Raw genomic sequence first — 1,129 nt, 5'->3', positions numbered from 1 at the left:
GGGGATCATTTAGATCTTTGACATCATTGAAATTAGTCTTGTCGAACAGGTCACGCAAGTGGGTTTTGTCAGTCAATGATATACTGAGAATTTGCAAAACTTCATAGGTTGAACGTTTCAACTTCATATCATGTTGGACAATAGCCACAAGACAGTACGTGATAATAGCCACACTGATTTGTATGCGAACAGCGTTCTCTGTTGTGCCCCAGAATTTCTTTATCTTGAGATGCTGCTTGAGCCATTTGAAGAACAGCTCGATTAACCATCTTTTCTTATAAAGATTGGCGACATCCAGTGCAGAAAGTTGTTTTGCATTCGTCAAGAAAGTGAACTCACGGTCATCCTCTTCGTCGTAATATCGGACGAGTCTGAATGACTCCGGATATTTCTTCCCGGAGAGATAACCGGTCAGTTTCACTTCTGCATCTGTCATTATGTTCTTTGGCATTCTCCGCTTCCATTTGACTGTCTTATACTTTAAGTTCGTCTTGGCCCTGACAACAAAGAAAGAGTCTGTAAGATGTATCCTATAGAGCTCTTTAAAAGAATCATAAGCCCTGTCGAATATATAATAAGCATTTGGTTCATAATGGATTGAAGACATCGCTGTAGAATCATGCTTTGAGGCAGTGGTTACAGTATAGAAGGCAGGAACTTGTGCTTCAATGTCGTATAAGACATGAGCTTTCACTCCTCCTTTCTTGCTTCGGAACTTTGCCCACGGGAATGTTGCAAGACATAACGGAATCGTTGTTGAATCAAACGCATATTTCTTTCCGGAAATGTCAAGGATGTTGGTCGTCCGCTTCTCGCAGGCTTCCTTCATCATATAGAAAGCAAAGTCTTCGAAGATTCTGTAATCGCGGTTCTGGTTGGCTGTGGCAAGAGTTGTCTTGGCTATCGGTTCACGACCTAACCCAAGATGATATTGCTTGCCCCTATGCGCCTCGAAAGCAACGATTAAGTCTCGCAGGCTCTCACGGTTACTCAGTTGCCCAAACATCATTGCAAGCATCTGATTCCAGCAAGTGAAATGTTTCACATACCGGTTGCCATCATACTTGCGAACATAGTTGTTGAACTGAGTCCTGTTCAGAAAAGCGGTTAATTGAGAGAATACGTATTT

Annotated in this window: 1 protein-coding gene; it reads right to left on the bottom strand. The window is 42.2% G+C overall.

All coding sequences use genetic code 11. From position 1 onward, the window contains the following. The coding region (locus HF894_RS15040; protein ID WP_218417855.1) for an IS4 family transposase at nucleotides 1-1,129 on the bottom strand (1,129 nt) is incomplete at both ends.

The sequence above is a fragment of the Caecibacteroides pullorum genome (genome assembly GCF_019239235.1).
GTDB lineage: Bacteria > Bacteroidota > Bacteroidia > Bacteroidales > Bacteroidaceae > Bacteroides > Bacteroides pullorum.
Note: the sequence above shows the minus strand (reverse complement) of the source record. Positions and strands in the feature narration are given on the sequence as shown.